Below are 14,970 nucleotides of genomic sequence, written 5' to 3' on the forward strand. Positions count from 1 at the left end.
ATGCCTAAAATTGTTGTATTACCCCATGATGAGCTTTGCCCGGAAGGGGCAGTGCTAGAAGCGCAAGAAGGCGAAACCATTCTTGATGTGGCACTGCGCAACGGTATTGGCATTGAACATGCGTGTGAAAAATCCTGTGCGTGTACCACGTGTCACTGTATCGTGCGTGAAGGCTTTGATTCACTTGAAGAGAGTGATGAACTCGAAGATGACATGCTGGATAAGGCATGGGGACTGGAGCCTGAATCGCGTTTGAGTTGCCAGGCCAAGGTTACCGATGAAGATTTGGTGGTGGAAATTCCGAAGTACACCCTGAACCTGGCATCGGAAAACCACTAAGATGTCCAAAGCCCCGATGGTGAAAACCATCGGGGCTTTTTTACACCGGGTAATCAATGGTCGTTGGCTACACTAATAAGGCTAGAGGCTAGAGGCTAGAGGCTAGAGGCATAAACAAGAGGAGAGTGTTATGGGCTTGAAATGGATAGATTCACGGGATTTGGCTATCGAGCTGTCCGAGCTGCACCCGGATGTTGATCCGGAGAAGATCCGCTTTACCGATCTAAGAGAGTGGATTTTGGCACTGGATGATTTTGACGATGATCCGAAACATTGTAGCGAGCGGGTGCTGGAAGCGGTGCAGATGTACTGGATCGAAGAAGCGGACTGAGTATCTGGGCTGTTTTTTTCCTTTCTATTAAATCCCCGCCTTATGATCTTGCTCTTAGTCTCGTTGTAAACAGCTTGTTTCTTGGCTGCAACCCAGGCAGAGTAAGATAAATTCTGAAAACTGGCTGTCAGGCCATACTTTCAACTACTTTGTCCGCCCTTTGTGGGGGGGATGGCTCGGAACGTGCTGAAATCGTTGTGAAACCCCTTGTAATGCTAAAATCCGCCCCAATTAATTCTGTTATAACGGGTAACGCCATTGTCATTCATTTGTTATCCAAATGCATGCAGGATAAGGTATTCAGGCGTTAGGCACGCCCTATCTCATCTCGTTACTTCGCCGTCACTGGCGGGGTAACAACAATCCAAGGAGAATTTCATGTCTGCCAAAATGAGTGTACGACTGTCTGCAGAAGCTGCTGACGAAAAATGGGGCAATAATGCCCTGGTAACCTTCGAGGCTGATGGTGCGGTAGTACACCTGACAGAAGAAAATGTGCTGCCTTCTTTGCAGCGTGCGGGGCGCAAGCTGGATGCACAAGGTATCAAGGTCGTAGAGCTGGCTGGCGAAGGCTGGGATTTGGAAAGTGTTTGGGCCTTTATCCAAGGGCACCGCAATGCCAAGCCGGGTAACGAAGTCAGCTGGAACGGCCTGTCAGCAGCGGACGAAGCCGAGCTTCAGGCACGCCTGATGGCAACCAACTGGGTACGGGAGATCATCAACCAGTCGGCGGAAGTGGTTCGCCCATCGCAGCTTGCTGCTCGTGCGGGGGAATTTATCAAGTCCCTCGCCCCAGAGCACGTTACTTACAAAATCATCAAGGGTAACGATCTGCTGGATGAGGGCTGGAACGGTATCCATACGGTCGGTCGTGGCTCGGAGCGTTCACCCGCGATGCTGCGTCTTGACTACAACCCGACGGGCAATGCCGAGGCGCCGGTCCACACTTGCTTGGTCGGTAAGGGGATTACCTTCGACTCAGGCGGTTACAGCATGAAGCCATCGGCGGGCATGACGGCGATGAAAGCGGATATGGGTGGCTCTGCGCTGGCAACAGGGGCTTTGGCACTGGCAATTGCCCGTGGTACCAACAAGCGTATCAAGCTGATCCTGTGCTGTGCGGAAAACATGGTATCAGGCCGCGCCTTCAAGCTGGGCGATATCATTACCTACAAGAACGGTAAAACCGTTGAAGTACTCAACACCGATGCAGAAGGCCGTTTGGTATTGGCGGACGGTCTGATCTACGCCAGCAGTCAACACCCAGAGCTGATCATCGACTGTGCGACCCTAACCGGTGCGGCGAAGAATGCGCTGGGCAATGATTATCATGCGCTGTTCAGTTTCGATCATGGTCTGGCCCAGAAAGCCCTGATGGCGGCAAGTGATGAAAACGAAGGCTTGTGGCCGCTGCCGCTGGCGGAGGACCACCGTGCCATGATGCCATCGAACTTTGCCGATCTGAGCAATATCTCCCAGGGTGACTTCATGCCTGGCGCGAGCACGGCTGCAGCGTTCCTGTCTTACTTTGTTGAAGATTACCAGAATGGCTGGATGCACATTGATGCCAGCGGTACCTACCGCAAGTCTGCCAACGATAAATGGGCAGCCGGTGCAACGGGTATGGGTGTGCGCACTCTAGCCAACATCCTGTGTGATCACGAACAAGACTAAAACTAAAAAGACTCATCGCTGCCGCCCAAGGGCGGCAGCTTTTTTCAGGAAGAAAGTATGTTAAAAATTTTATTATCGTCAGCCCAATATGAGGGTGTTTGGGGAGACAAGGCGCTGGTTGCCTATGAAGCCGACGGCGCGGTTATCCATTTTAGCGGTGATTACCCACTGCGCCGTATCCAGCAGGCTGCCCGCCAATTGCAGTCTCAGGGGATCACGGCTGCCAGCCTGGAAGGGGAAGGCTGGAGCTATGAGCGCCAATGGGCGTTCTATTGTGGCTTTGCCACGCCAAAAGCCAACGTTGAGCTGCGCTGGGCCTCCATTGACGAGGATGAGCTTGAATTGCTCAATGCCCGCCGCCGCAGTGCAGACTGGGTGCGTAAGGTGGTCAACGCGACACCGGAAGATATGTATCCTGAAAAGCTCGCCGATGAAGCGGTATCTTTCCTCTCTGCGATTGCGGGTGATGCTCTTTCCCATGAGATTGTGATGGGTGATGCATTAGCCGAGCAAGGCTGGATTGGTACCCACAGTGTTGGCCGCGCCAGCAGCCGACCGCCTGTGATGCTGACTGTGGACTTCAACCCGACGGGGGATGCCGATGCGCCGGTCTCCGCTTGCCTAGTCGGCAAGGGCATCACCTTCGACTCGGGCGGTTACAGCATCAAACCAAGTGCGAGCATGGTCACCATGAAGTGCGATATGGGTGGTGCGGCCACTGTAACGGCGGCCTTGGGGTATGCTATCGAGCAAGGTTTGCGCCAACGTGTGAAGTTGATCCTGTGTTGTGCCGAAAACCTGATAGCAGGAAATGCCTACAAGCTGGGTGATGTGTTAACGTACAAGAATGGCCAGACAGTAGAAATCGTCAATACCGATGCCGAAGGCCGTTTGGTATTGGCCGATGGTTTGATTGCAGCCAGTGAAACCAAAGCGCCACTCATCATTGATGCCGCGACATTGACCGGTGCTGCGATGATGGCAGTGGGTACTGACTACAATGCGTTGTTCGGGCTAGACAAGGAGTTGGTGTTCAAGGCACAGCAGCTGTCTGATTTGGTAAACGAGCCGGCTTGGCCGTTGCCGCTGGAAACCTGGCACCAGTCTTACTGCCCGTCATACTACGCAGATACCGCCAATAGCCGAGTGCAGAAAGGTGGCGGTATGGGCGGTGCATCCAATGCGGCCGCTTTCCTGTCGCGCTTTGTCGATACCGACAACTGCGGCTGGGTCCATTTTGACTTGGCAGCTTGCTTCCGTGACAGTGCCGATGCCCGCTGGGCGGCAGGTGCAACCGGAGTAGGTGTTGCCAACATAGCAGCGATGCTGCTTTAGACGATTTAAGCCTGAGGGGAAATATAATAATGACAATTGAAAGAACATTCTCAATCGTAAAGCCAGATGCCGTTAAACGTAATTTGATTGGTGCTATCTACAACCGTATCGAAAAAGCGGGCCTTCGTGTAGTCGCCGCCAAAATGATCCACATGGACGCCGACAAAGCCAAGGGCTTTTATGCCGAGCACGAAGGCAAGCCGTTCTTTGAAGACTTGGTTGCGTTTATGACTTCAGGCCCTGTAATGGTACAGGTATTGGAAGGTGAGAACGCTGTGGTGCGTTACCGCGAACTGATGGGCAAAACGAACCCGGAAGAAGCGGCTTGCGGTACCCTGCGTGCCGATTACGCCCTGAGTCTGCGCCATAACTCGGTACATGGTGCAGATAGCCCAGTATCCGCCGCGCGTGAGATCGCTTACTTCTTTGCAGACGATGAGATCTGCCCTCGCGACTAAGCCAGCCTAGTCAATCAATCAGTGAAAATGAAACGGGAAGCGAAGGCTTCCCGTTTTTATTTATACGCAAGCTGATACCCCTGCGGGGAACAAGTGGAATCTCACTGCCAAAGCCTGTACAATTTCGCGCCTTAAAACCAAACTGATAAACAAGCTGGTGGAAGAAAGCCGCTCTTGACCGTTTGGTACTCAAAGGTCCTGTCGTATACCGCTCTATGGTATGCCCAAGGCACAGATAACGTCACGTAATTTAAAGAGGCAACAACCGATGACAACTGTTAAAACGAATCTGCTGGATTTTGATCGCAAGGGGCTGCGAAAGTATTTTGCCGAGGAGTTGGGCGAAAAAGCCTTCCGTGCCGATCAGATCATGAAGTGGATTTATCATTTCGGTTGTGATGATTTCGATCAGATGACGAACATCAACAAGAAATTGCGTGAAAAGCTCAAGCAAGTTGCTGAAATCCGCGCGCCGTATGTGTCGGAAGCGCAGCACTCTTCTGATGGTACTATCAAGTGGGCGATGAAGGTGGGCGATCAGGATGTAGAGACGGTTTACATCCCAGAAGATGATCGTGCGACTTTGTGTGTCTCTTCCCAGGTGGGGTGTGCGCTGGAGTGTAAATTCTGCTCAACGGCCCAGCAGGGCTTCAACCGTAACCTGCGAGTGTCGGAAATCATTGGTCAGGTTTGGCGTGCAGCCAAAGAGATCGGTGTCGAGAAAGAAACCGGCCGTCGTCCAATTACCAATGTGGTCATGATGGGCATGGGTGAGCCACTGCTTAACATGAAGAACCTGATCCCGGCACTGGAAATCATGCTCGATGATCTGGGTTTCGGCCTTTCAAAGCGCCGCGTAACAGTATCAACGTCAGGTGTTGTGTCTGGCCTTGATCAGATGACCGGCAATATCGATGTGGCACTGGCGATTTCTCTGCACGCGCCGACTGATGAACTGCGCTCTGAAATCATGCCAATCAACGACCGCTGGAACATTGATGACTTCCTTGCCTCGGTGCGTCGCTATATTGCGTCATCGAATGCCAACCGTGGTCGAGTGACTGTCGAGTATATCCTGCTGGATCACGTCAACGATGGTATGGAGCATGCCCGTCAGTTGGCAGAAACATTGAAAGATACCCCGGCCAAAGTCAACCTGATCCCATTCAACCCTTACCCGGGCTCGCCGTACAATAAGCCAAGTAACTCGCGTATCGATCGCTTCATGAAAACCCTGATGGAGTACGACTTTACCGTAACGGTACGTAAGACCCGCGGTGATGATATCGATGCAGCCTGCGGACAATTGGTGGGCGATGTGATTGACCGCACGAAACGCACACAAGCTAAAGCTCAAAACGGTGAACAAATCCCGGTAAAATCAGTCTAATAGACGAGTACCAAGTCAGGGCAGGCGATAAGCTTGCCCTGACTGCACATTAATATGGATATTAAGGTGGGATTGGGATGGTGCAATGGAAGAAGTGCCTATTATTGTGTAGTTTTTTGGCCGGTTGTGTTACCGTCGATGAGACTGGCAAAGCCCCCCAGAGTGTCAACAAGGTAGAGGCTGCAGAAGCCAGAGTGACCCTTGGGTTGGGGTATTTGGAAAAAGGGCAATGGCAGCGGGCACGTGATAATTTTGAGCTTGCCCTGCAGTATGCTCCCCGTTATTACCGGGCACAAAATGCCATGGCTTATTATTACCAGCGGGTGGATGAACCAGAGTCGGCGGAAAAAATTTACCGTCAAGCACTGAAATATTCTCCAAAAAATGGCGATGTAAGAAACAACTATGGTGTATTCTTGTGTAGTCAGGGGCGCTATGATGAGGCGATCGATCAGTTTGAGAGCGCCATCAAGCAACCATATTATTACCTGACTTCGGCCAGTTATGAAAATGCGGCGTTGTGTAGCCTAGAGCAGGGTAATCAACCTCAAGCTCGGGGCTATTTCGATAAAGCCTTGGCTTATGACCCTTATCGGGGCAAGTCGATGCTGCAGCTGTCGAAGTTGGATATTGAGGCGCAGAACTTCAAGGAAGCCCGCGTCAGGCTGTTTAAATTTAACAAGAGATACGGGTACAAAGCCGACAGCCTATGGCTGTTGATCCAGCTTGAACAGCAGGCTGGCCAAGATAGCCAAGCGGATAAATATGCTGGCATTCTCAAAGCTCAGTTCCCTAACTCTCAGCAATATCAAAACTATCTAGCCAATGAATACTGAACAGAACGAAGAACGATCAACCGAGGAAATCATTCTTCCAGGGGATATGCTGCGTCAGGCTCGAGAGAAGCTAGGCTATTCACAGAAGGATGTTGCAAGCCGATTGAGGCTCCGCCTCTCGGTTGTCAGTGATATCGAAAACAACCATTTCGAAGAAGCACAGCTAGCCACATTTACCCGTGGTTATGTGCGCTCCTATGCCAAATTTGTCGGTCTGGATGAGGCCGTGGTTCTGGCCAAGCTAGACCAGCAGGGTCATGCTCAACCTCAAGAGCAGGAAATGCAGAGCTTTTCGCGTCGCACCAAGCGTGAAGCGCACGATAACCGAATCATGCGTTTGACTTGGGTACTGGGTGCCTTGTTTATTGGCCTTACCGGTATTTGGTGGTGGCAGAGCCTGCAGATGAACCCTGAAGCCGAATTTACAGCGGCTCCGGCTGAAGTCCAGGCGCTGGACGAGTCAATTGCCAATGCCGGTAACGGTTCGACTTCCACGGTTTTGACAACCGTGTCTGAGCCGGGTGCCGAGGACACTGCAAGCGTTGTGACCACGGTTGAAGCCGAACCTGTCCAGCTGCCAGAGATTGAAGCTGAGCCGCAGGCAAGCTTCGAAGACAGCTTTACCGAGCCGCAAGAGCTGGCAGATACAGATGTAGACAGTGCCGACAGTTTGGCCGCCGAGCAATTGAGCGACGTGGTATCGGAAGACGAAACCGTGGTCGCAAGCTCGGATCTTGAACTGAGCTTTACCGGTGATTGCTGGATTGATATCCGCGATGCCAATGGCCGCCGTTTGGATACCGGTATCAAGAAAGCCGGTGATGTCCTTAAACTCGATGGCAATGAACCTTTCCGCGTGGTGCTGGGTGCACCGAGCGTTGTAACCATGAGCTACAAAGGTGAGCCTGTTGATTTGAGCAGGTACCCTGCAGGAAAAGTGGCGCGATTGAAACTGCCGCAGTAAAGAGTAGATGTAATGCATAACGAGTCTCCAATTAAACGCCGTCAGTCCACCCGAATCTATGTCGGTGATGTGCCAATCGGTGACGGTGCACCTATTGCGGTGCAGTCCATGACCAACACCCGTACCACCGATGTGGCGGCAACAGTTGCCCAGATCAAATCGTTGGAAAATGTCGGTGCTGATATCGTCCGTGTTTCTGTGCCTACCATGGATGCGGCCGAGGCGTTTAAGCAAATCAAGCAGCAGGTGAATATCCCGCTGGTGGCTGATATCCATTTCGACTACCGTATTGCCCTGAAGGTGGCGGAATACGGCGTAGACTGTCTGCGTATCAACCCGGGTAATATCGGTCGTGAAGATCGTATCCGTGTGGTAGTGGACTGTGCTCGTGACAAGAACATCCCAATCCGTATCGGTGTAAACGGTGGCTCGTTGGAAAAAGATATCCAGCAGAAATACGGAGAGCCGACGCCGGATGCCTTGGTGGAATCGGCAATGCGTCATGTGGACATTCTGGATCGCCTCAACTTCGACCAGTTCAAGGTCAGTGTTAAGGCATCTGATGTGTTCCTGGCGGTAGACTCGTACCGCAAGCTAGCCCAGCAGATCAAGCAGCCGTTGCATTTGGGTATCACCGAAGCCGGTGGTGCACGTGCCGGTGCAGTGAAATCCGCGGTAGGCCTGGGTATGCTGTTGTCAGAAGGCATCGGTGATACCTTGCGTGTATCGCTTGCGGCCGATCCGGTTGAAGAAATCAAAGTGGGCTTTGATATTCTGAAATCACTGCGTATCCGCTCTCGCGGCATTAATTTTATTGCCTGCCCAACCTGTTCACGCCAGGAATTCGATGTCATTGGCACCGTGAACGAGCTTGAGCAGCGACTGGAAGACATCACAGTACCTATGGATGTCTCCGTGATTGGTTGTGTGGTTAATGGTCCGGGTGAAGCAGAAGTTTCCCATTTGGGCATTGCCGGCGGCAACCGTAAGAGCGCGTTTTATGAAGATGGCTTGCGCCAGAAAGAGCGTTTCGACAACGACAATGTTATCGAACAGCTGGAAGCTAAAATCCGCGCTAAAGCATCAATGCTGGATATAGCAAACCGCATTGATGTGACAGAAAAATAACGAAATTGACGAGAATCGCCCTGACTCGCGTTAGGGCGGTTCACTATTTGCGTTATAACCTATATATTCAACTCCATTCCCCATCGGTTAACGAGAATAAACGTGGCGAAACAAATTCAAGCAATTCGAGGCATGAACGACTGCCTTCCAACCCAGTCTCCACTTTGGCAGAAAGTGGAATCGACCATTAAACAAGTAGTGAGCGCTTACGGTTATAGTGAAGTCCGTATGCCAATCGTTGAGTCGACGCATTTGTTTAGTCGGGCAATCGGTGAAGTAACGGATGTTGTTGAAAAGGAAATGTACACATTTGATGACCGCAACGGCGACAGCCTGACTCTGCGTCCTGAAGGGACTGCTGGCTGTGTCCGCTCGGGGATCCAGAATGGTCTGCTGTACAATCAGGAACAGCGTCTGTGGTACACCGGCCCTATGTTCCGCCACGAGCGTCCGCAGAAAGGCCGCTACCGCCAGTTCCACCAGTTCGGTGTGGAAGTGTTCGGCCTGAATGGCCCGGATGTTGACGCGGAACTGATCATGATGACAGCCCGTATGTGGCGTGAGCTGGGTATCGACAAGCATGTTCGCCTTGAGCTGAACTCTATCGGCTCTCTAGACGATCGTGCCAACTACCGTCAGGCCCTGGTGGCGTTCCTTGAGCAGCACATCGAGATTTTGGATGAAGACTGCAAGCGCCGTATGCACACCAATCCGCTTCGTGTATTGGATACCAAAAATGCGGCTATCCAGGAAGTATTGGCCGATGCACCTAAGCTATCTGACTACTTGGGTGATGAGTCAAAACAACATTTTACCGGTTTGTGTGAACTATTGGACGCTGCAGGCATCGAATACCAAGTAAATGAACGTCTTGTTCGTGGTTTGGATTACTACAACCGCACTGTATTTGAGTGGATCACTGAAAGCCTTGGCGCCCAGGGTACCGTATGTGGCGGTGGCCGCTACGATGGCCTCGTTGAGCAGCTAGGTGGCAAAGCGACACCAGCTGTGGGTTTTGCGATGGGTCTTGAGCGTCTAGTGCTTATGATGGAAACCCTAGAGCTGACTGATGTACGTCGTCCGGTTGACGTCTACATGGTGACTGCTGGTGAAGGCACTATGATGGCAGGCATGAAGCTGGCTGAGAAGCTGCGTGAAGAAGTGGCTGGCCTACGTGTGATGAGCCATTTCGGTGGTGGTAGCTTTAAGAAACAATTCAAGCGTGCTGACAATGTCGGCGCGGCAGTTGCACTGGTATTGGGCGAGAACGAAATCGCTGAGAATACCGTGGTAGTGAAAGATCTTCGCGGCGGTGAGCAAACCACTATGGCGCAAGACGAAGTGGCAGCAAAGCTGGCCGAATTGATTTAAGAGAGGACAGGAAGTGGACGGCAATATCACAGAAGAACAACAAGTTGAACAGATAAAGGCTTGGTGGAAAGAAAACGGAAAAGCCGTTGTTCTCGGTACTGTGATTGGTTTGGGGGGTCTGTTTGGCTGGCGTTATTACCAGTCGGAAGTTCAATCAGCCAAGGAACAGGCATCTGATGCATACACTCAGGTGGTTAACCGCCTGGAAAGTGGTAGCGAATCTGCCATTGCTGATGTGCAGGCGTTTATCGCAGCCCATGAAAGCAGCCAGTATTCTGTACTTGCGTCACTGCAACTGGCCAAAGCGCAGGTTGATAACGGTGACTTGGATGCAGCGGCTGAGCAGCTAAGTTGGGCTATCGCCAACACCCAAGATGTGGCGATTCTTCCTATTGCCCAAACCCGCCTGGCGCGTATTTACGCCGAGCAGGATGCCTTTGACCAGGCGCTGTCTGAGCTGGACAAAGTGACGGCTGAGAGCTGGGCGGCCAAGGTTGCTGAGCTACGCGGCGATGTTCTGCTGCAAAAGGGTGAGACTGAAGCGGCGCGTGAAGCATATGTTAGCGCACAGCAGCTAGGTGCCTCTCCAGCCTTGCAGATCAAGCTAGACGACTTGGCACAATAAGGTAGAGCGTATGCAGAAGGTGTTGAAGCAAGCTATTTCGGTCGCCTTGGCTGTCGGTCTCCTTGCTGGTTGTGCCAGCGAGGAAGATACCATCCAGATGGCTCCATTGCCGGTGGTAGAAAACACGTTTACCCCAGTACAGGGTTGGAGCAGCAAGGTAGGGGATGGTGTCGGCCACTTCTTCTCCAAGCTCAGCCCGGCGGTGGGTTACGGCAAGGTGTTTGTCGCTGACCGTACCGGTCTCGTCAAAGCACTGGATCCGGATACGGGTTCGGAAATCTGGCAGCAGGATCTTGAAGGGGATATCTCAGCAAGATTAGCGGGCGGTATTTCCCTGTCTTACGGCAAGGTGTTTATCGGCTCTGAAAATGCCGAGGTGATTGCCCTTGATGAGGAAACCGGTGAAGTCGCTTGGCGTCAGACGGTAGAAGGCGAAGTCCTGTCCAAACCATTGGTTGATGAAGGTTTGGTCGTTGTGAATACCAGCCGTGGTATTTTGCAGGCGCTGGATGCCGATACCGGTGAAAGTCGCTGGCAGCTAGGTAGTGAACTGCCGACGCTGACCCTTAGAGGTGACAGCTCGCCAGTTTCTATTTCTGGTGGTGTATTCTGGGGGCAGGCCAACGGCCGTCTGGCGGGTGCTTTGATGGGCAATGGCCAGATGCTGTGGCAGCAACCTATCGGTTCACCGAAAGGCGGTACTGAAATCGACCGTTTGGTTGATGTCGATGCGTCGCCGGTTATCGACGGTGAGCGCTTGTTTGCCCTTGGCTTCAACGGTAGCTTGGTCTCGATCGATCTGCGTACCGGTCAGCCGGCGTGGAAACGTAACTATTCCTCGGCCACTGACTTTGCCATTGACGGTAGTCAGCTATATTTGATCACAGATAAAGACCATGTTGTTGCGGTTGATACCCGAAGCGGCACGGAGCTGTGGTCTAACAGTCAGCTGGAACACCGTTTGCTCAGCGCACCCGCTGTGATCAACGGTTACCTTGTTGTTGGTGATAGCGAAGGTTACCTGCATTGGATTGATCCATACAGTGGTGACTTTGTCGCCCAGCAGGAAACAGACGGCAGTGGTATTGCGGTACCGCCAGTCCGGATGAGCGATGGCTACTTGGTGATCACTCGAGATGGGCGTATTAACAAAATGCAAATGCCTTAATTTGCCGCTATAATACGCGCCATTATTATTCTCGGCTCCTGCTGTGGACACAGTCAGGGGCCGTTGTTGTTATATCCGTTCGCGATATTATTGTCGGATGAAGGTGCAGGCTGGTAGCCTGGCTGGAGGCAAGAATGAATGGAAAATATGTCATTAAGACTATGAAAAGTAAGAGGTACTTATGATTCCTGTTGTTGCCCTTGTCGGGCGCCCAAACGTGGGTAAATCGACGTTATTCAACCGTCTTACCCGCACAAGGGATGCGCTGGTAGCTGACTTTCCTGGCCTAACAAGGGATCGTAAATACGGTAAGGCTGAGCTCGAAGAGCACGAATTTATTGTGATTGATACTGGCGGTATCGACGGTACTGAAGAAGGCGTCGAAACCAAAATGGCCGAGCAATCACTGGCCGCTATCGAAGAAGCCGATGTTGTTCTGTTCCTGGTTGATGGTCGTGCGGGTCTGACTTCATCAGACGAGGCAATTGCCAAGCATTTGCGCAGCCGCGAAAAGCCAACCTTCCTGGTGGTGAACAAGATCGACGGCATCGATGCAGACAGTGCCTGTGCCGAGTTCTGGAAGCTGGGTATGGACGGTATGTACCAGATTGCTGCAGCACAGAACCGTGGTGTGACTGCGCTGATGGAGCGTGCGTTGGCGCCATTTGCTGACGACCTCAAGGCCAAAGCCGAGGAAGACAGCGACGAAGTCTTCATCGAAGATCTGACATCGGTAGAAGATATCGAGAAGGCCAACCTGTCTGAAGCGGATGCTGAGGCGGCTTACAAGCGCCTGCAGGAGCAGCCAATTAAGATGGCGATCATCGGTCGTCCGAATGTGGGTAAGTCGACGCTGACTAACCGTATTCTGGGTGAAGAGCGTGTGGTTGTTTACGATATGCCGGGCACCACCCGTGACTCTATCTACATCCCGATGGAGCGCGAAGGCCAGGAGTATGTGCTGATTGATACGGCGGGTATCCGCCGTCGTAAGAACATGCACGAAGCGGTCGAGAAGTTCTCGGTGATCCAGACCCTTAAAGCGGTAGAAGATGCCAACGTTGTCCTGCTGGTTATCGATGCCCGTGAAAACATTTCTGATCAGGATCTGAGCTTGCTTGGCTTTGCCCTGAATGCGGGCCGTTCACTGGTGATTGCCGTGAACAAATGGGATGGTCTGGATAACGAAGTCAAAGAGCGTGTGAAGTCTGAGCTAGACCGCCGTCTGGGTTTTGTTGATTTCGCCCGTATCCACTTTATCTCGGCGCTGCATGGTACAGGTGTTGGCCACTTGTACGAATCAGTACAGGAAGCCTACCAGTCTGCAACTAAGCGTATCAGCACCTCAATGCTGACTCGCATTATGCAGATGGCACAGGACGATCACCAGCCACCGATGATCCGTGGCCGCCGTGTGAAACTGAAGTATGCGCACGCAGGTGGTTACAACCCGCCGATTATCGTTATTCACGGTAACTTGGTGAATGAACTGCCGGGCTCTTATAAGCGTTATCTGATGAACTATTACCGTAAGTCATTGGAAATGATGGGTACCCCAATCCGTATCCAGTTCCAGAGCAGCGATAACCCGTTCGAAGCCAAGAAGCAGAAACTGACCGTTTCTCAGGAGCGCCAGCGTAAGCGTCTGGCAACGGCGCTGAAAAACCGTGACCGTGACAGCTAATTAACCTGTCAAACCGCATAGACAAACCCGGCCCCTTGGCCGGGTTTTTGTTATTATCGATTTTCTATCGAGCAGTAAGGATATCCCCATAGTGATTAGTGCGACCCAGGTTCTGTTCCCAGAACGTGTTTACCAATGCGAAGCCAATATTCAATTGATTGCCACCCACCCAGAACGAGGGTGTTATGTGGTTACCGACCGTACGCCTTTTCATCCTGTCAGCCATATCTGGCCAGATCATCCCGCCGATCGCGGAACATTGGTCGTTAATAGCCAAGTGCATGAGGTGGTTGATTGCCTCGTGGGTGCCGTAGAGCAGGAAAGCGGGCAACTTTGTGTTGGCGCAGACATTCCTGTGAAACGCGATACGCCGGGGTGGGTATTTGTGGTCGTTCACCAGTTGGCTGAAACGGTAGATCTTCCTGCAGGTAGCAAAATCACCCTGAATGTCGATGAGCACTATCAGTTGGCATTGAGCCGCGGCCACAGTGGCGGCCACTTGTCATCCCTGGCTTTGAACAAAGTCTTGCATCATGATTTCTGGCGTAAAGACGCCTCGCGTAAGGATGAGCTGGGCCATTATGACTTCCACAGCTATGCCCAGACAGAGAGCAGGGTAACGGAAGACTGCAGCACAGACACTTACCGTATCGGTAAAACCCTGCGCAAGCGCGGGCTCAATGCCGCCGATATGATTGCAGCCTTGCCTGCAATAGCCGAGCAAATCAACCGGCAGTTGGCTGCATGGTGTGAGTCGGGCTATCAGGTAGATATGCGAAGGGAAGGGCAAGCGCTCACCGATTCCCGCTACTGGCGCTGTGATTTGCAAGAAGGGGAAGTGGTAGAAATCCCTTGTGGTGGTACTCATGTCCGCTCACTAGCAGAATATGCGGTGCTGCGGGTTGAATTCCAGCTAATCAATGAACAGGAACTGATCATGCTTACCCATAGTCAACCTGCATGATCGGCTGTCGATAAGGATTTAAGTCTTACGTTTCTATAAAAGTGATTTAATTTTAACTACTTAAGTGTAATGTGATATTTTGGCGACAGATTTTCGATCCTTTTGCGCTGATTTTATGATTTGCTGGATCGTATGGCTGAAAACCGAAAGTGATAGATATTAATATCGTTTAAAATTGAAAAACAGAACATGTAACTTATGCTTTCGGGATGTGTATTGATAAATGTTCTTTTGCTGGCTGATCGCTGATCAGCATGGCTTTTGGCGTTGATCAACAGTTTGAAGTACGATCAAGATACGCAGTCTTGTTGGAGGACAACCCACGTTAGCCGTTGCTGAGTTGGATCAAGAGTGCAGGGGGCTCGGTTAAGTTATCATGGGGACAGTTGGATTAAGGGAGAGATTATGAGCCAGAATATTTGCCCTAGTTGTAGCCAAGAGCTCGAGTGGCAGGACGGGAAGTACCGTTGCGGACAATGTAGCCTGACGTTTATCAAGACGGCATTTTGCCCTGATTGCGATGCTGAACTGGAAAAGCTCCAGGCATGCGGGGCAGCAAGCTACTTCTGCAATACATGCAATGAATTGAAGTCCAAATCGCGAGTCAGAATCCAGTTCGACAAAGCTTGAGTGGGATGACCGGAAACGCCATAGATTGAATTTTATATGGCTTTCGAGCTGAGCAATCGGGCTGAGCCATCAA

Annotated in this window: 15 protein-coding genes; all 15 read left to right on the plus strand. The window is 51.8% G+C overall.

The window, feature by feature from the left end:
- The 15 genes from fdx (at window position 1) to R2X38_RS20660 (ending at window position 14,897) form a co-directional block, all read left to right on the plus strand.
- The gene (fdx, locus tag R2X38_RS20590) at window positions 1-339 is read left to right on the plus strand and encodes an ISC system 2Fe-2S type ferredoxin (protein ID WP_317524232.1); all 339 of its coding nucleotides are present in this window, start codon (window positions 1-3) and stop codon (window positions 337-339) included.
- 130 nt (window positions 340-469) lie between these two features.
- Window positions 470-670 carry a Fe-S cluster assembly protein IscX gene (gene iscX, locus R2X38_RS20595; RefSeq protein WP_187461661.1) on the plus strand — a complete coding sequence of 67 codons (201 nt, stop codon included), beginning with the start codon at window positions 470-472 and terminating at the stop codon, window positions 668-670.
- A 378-nt stretch (window positions 671-1,048) separates the two neighbouring features.
- A complete protein-coding gene (pepB, locus tag R2X38_RS20600; protein ID WP_317524233.1) occupies window positions 1,049-2,344 on the plus strand; it encodes an aminopeptidase PepB in 1,296 nt (431 codons plus the stop codon).
- A gap of 57 nt (window positions 2,345-2,401) precedes the next feature.
- A complete protein-coding gene (gene pepB / locus R2X38_RS20605; RefSeq protein WP_317524234.1) occupies window positions 2,402-3,679 on the plus strand; it encodes an aminopeptidase PepB in 1,278 nt (425 codons plus the stop codon).
- A 29-nt stretch (window positions 3,680-3,708) separates the two neighbouring features.
- The gene (gene ndk / locus R2X38_RS20610) at window positions 3,709-4,137 is read left to right on the plus strand and encodes a nucleoside-diphosphate kinase (protein WP_317524235.1); all 429 of its coding nucleotides are present in this window, start codon (window positions 3,709-3,711) and stop codon (window positions 4,135-4,137) included.
- A gap of 268 nt (window positions 4,138-4,405) precedes the next feature.
- A complete protein-coding gene (locus R2X38_RS20615; RefSeq protein ID WP_317524236.1) occupies window positions 4,406-5,527 on the plus strand; it encodes a bifunctional tRNA (adenosine(37)-C2)-methyltransferase TrmG/ribosomal RNA large subunit methyltransferase RlmN in 1,122 nt (373 codons plus the stop codon).
- A gap of 77 nt (window positions 5,528-5,604) precedes the next feature.
- On the plus strand, window positions 5,605-6,363 hold the full coding sequence (gene pilW, locus R2X38_RS20620; RefSeq protein WP_317524237.1) for a type IV pilus biogenesis/stability protein PilW: 759 nt from the start codon (window positions 5,605-5,607) through the stop codon (window positions 6,361-6,363).
- Window positions 6,353-7,327, plus strand: coding sequence for a cytoskeleton protein RodZ (gene rodZ, locus R2X38_RS20625; RefSeq protein ID WP_317524238.1), 975 nt, complete (start codon window positions 6,353-6,355; stop codon window positions 7,325-7,327). Before pilW ends, rodZ begins: the two co-directional genes overlap by 11 nt.
- 12 nt (window positions 7,328-7,339) lie before the next feature.
- Window positions 7,340-8,455, plus strand: coding sequence for a flavodoxin-dependent (E)-4-hydroxy-3-methylbut-2-enyl-diphosphate synthase (ispG, locus tag R2X38_RS20630; protein ID WP_317524239.1), 1,116 nt, complete (start codon window positions 7,340-7,342; stop codon window positions 8,453-8,455).
- Between the two features lie 102 nt (window positions 8,456-8,557).
- On the plus strand, window positions 8,558-9,826 hold the full coding sequence (gene hisS / locus R2X38_RS20635) for a histidine--tRNA ligase (protein WP_317524240.1): 1,269 nt from the start codon (window positions 8,558-8,560) through the stop codon (window positions 9,824-9,826).
- Window positions 9,827-9,839: 13 nt separating this feature from the next.
- Window positions 9,840-10,451 carry a YfgM family protein gene (locus R2X38_RS20640; protein WP_317524241.1) on the plus strand — a complete coding sequence of 204 codons (612 nt, stop codon included), beginning with the start codon at window positions 9,840-9,842 and terminating at the stop codon, window positions 10,449-10,451.
- A 10-nt stretch (window positions 10,452-10,461) separates the two neighbouring features.
- Window positions 10,462-11,619, plus strand: coding sequence for an outer membrane protein assembly factor BamB (gene bamB / locus R2X38_RS20645; RefSeq protein WP_317524242.1), 1,158 nt, complete (start codon window positions 10,462-10,464; stop codon window positions 11,617-11,619).
- A 181-nt stretch (window positions 11,620-11,800) separates the two neighbouring features.
- The gene (gene der, locus R2X38_RS20650; protein WP_222552288.1) at window positions 11,801-13,303 is read left to right on the plus strand and encodes a ribosome biogenesis GTPase Der; all 1,503 of its coding nucleotides are present in this window, start codon (window positions 11,801-11,803) and stop codon (window positions 13,301-13,303) included.
- An 88-nt stretch (window positions 13,304-13,391) separates the two neighbouring features.
- Entirely contained in the window at window positions 13,392-14,267 is an 876-nt protein-coding gene (locus tag R2X38_RS20655; protein ID WP_411185659.1) for an alanyl-tRNA editing protein, read from the plus strand.
- Window positions 14,268-14,672: 405 nt separating this feature from the next.
- Window positions 14,673-14,897: a zinc ribbon domain-containing protein gene (locus tag R2X38_RS20660; protein ID WP_317524244.1), complete on the plus strand. Its 225-nt coding sequence runs from the start codon at window positions 14,673-14,675 to the stop codon at window positions 14,895-14,897.
- Window positions 14,898-14,970 lie beyond the last annotated feature (73 nt).

The organism is Photobacterium rosenbergii, from assembly GCF_033022775.1.
GTDB lineage: Bacteria > Pseudomonadota > Gammaproteobacteria > Enterobacterales > Vibrionaceae > Photobacterium > Photobacterium rosenbergii_A.

Coding starts and splice junctions, on each gene's coding strand:
- iscX (WP_187461661.1), top strand. CDS start 470: ATGGGCTTGAAATGGATAGATTCACGGGATTTGGCTATCGAGCTGTCC.
- rodZ (WP_317524238.1), top strand. CDS start 6,353: ATGAATACTGAACAGAACGAAGAACGATCAACCGAGGAAATCATTCTT.
- R2X38_RS20660 (WP_317524244.1), top strand. CDS start 14,673: ATGAGCCAGAATATTTGCCCTAGTTGTAGCCAAGAGCTCGAGTGGCAG.
- fdx (WP_317524232.1), top strand. CDS start 1: ATGCCTAAAATTGTTGTATTACCCCATGATGAGCTTTGCCCGGAAGGG.
- pilW (WP_317524237.1), top strand. CDS start 5,605: ATGGTGCAATGGAAGAAGTGCCTATTATTGTGTAGTTTTTTGGCCGGT.
- ispG (WP_317524239.1), top strand. CDS start 7,340: ATGCATAACGAGTCTCCAATTAAACGCCGTCAGTCCACCCGAATCTAT.
- pepB (WP_317524234.1), top strand. CDS start 2,402: ATGTTAAAAATTTTATTATCGTCAGCCCAATATGAGGGTGTTTGGGGA.
- pepB (WP_317524233.1), top strand. CDS start 1,049: ATGTCTGCCAAAATGAGTGTACGACTGTCTGCAGAAGCTGCTGACGAA.
- bamB (WP_317524242.1), top strand. CDS start 10,462: ATGCAGAAGGTGTTGAAGCAAGCTATTTCGGTCGCCTTGGCTGTCGGT.
- R2X38_RS20615 (WP_317524236.1), top strand. CDS start 4,406: ATGACAACTGTTAAAACGAATCTGCTGGATTTTGATCGCAAGGGGCTG.
- ndk (WP_317524235.1), top strand. CDS start 3,709: ATGACAATTGAAAGAACATTCTCAATCGTAAAGCCAGATGCCGTTAAA.
- der (WP_222552288.1), top strand. CDS start 11,801: ATGATTCCTGTTGTTGCCCTTGTCGGGCGCCCAAACGTGGGTAAATCG.